The sequence below is a fragment of the Streptomyces sp. NPDC127092 genome (assembly GCF_042722475.1).
In the GTDB taxonomy this organism is placed as follows: Bacteria; Actinomycetota; Actinomycetes; order Streptomycetales; family Streptomycetaceae; genus Streptomyces.
Genome location: NZ_JBHXFE010000376.1, coordinates 1 through 466, shown reverse-complemented (window position 1 = coordinate 466; position 466 = coordinate 1). Strand labels below are relative to the sequence as shown.

Genomic DNA, 466 nt, shown 5'->3' with positions numbered 1-466 from the left:
GGAAACCTGCTCGTGCGAGTTGCAGAATCAAACCTTGCACTGCAGTCCACCTCCTTCTGTGGCGGGAACGTTCGAGGTTCCAGCGTCTTTTTCTGGCAGCATCATATGGGCAACCCGCACCCTGGGATCAGGATACGGACAGCCCACAACGATACGGAGTCCCCACCGTGTTACGTCCGACACGGGCTCCGACGCGATGTCGGTCGAGTATCGAAGCCGTCTCGGTTGGGTCTCGGTGAGGCAGTTCGGGGTCGGGTATCGGCGGAATCTACTCGGAGTCCTAACTCGGTGGTGCCTCAGAGGATTCGGACCAGGATCTCCGAATGACCCGCCCGGATGATGTCTCCGTCGGCCAGCTGCCAGTCCTGCACGGGGGCACCGTTGACGGTGGTTCCGTTGGTGGAGCCGAGGTCGGACAGCATCGCGACCTGTCCGTCCCAGCGAATGTCGATGTGGCGGCGCGACA

General features: G+C 61.8%; 1 protein-coding gene. It reads right to left on the bottom strand.

Going from position 1 to position 466, the window contains the following annotated elements:
- Positions 1 to 296 precede the first annotated feature (296 nt).
- Complete coding sequence (locus tag ACFWJO_RS40565; protein ID WP_386873399.1) at positions 297 to 452, bottom strand: FHA domain-containing protein; 156 nt, start codon at positions 450 to 452, stop codon at positions 297 to 299.
- Positions 453 to 466 lie beyond the last annotated feature (14 nt).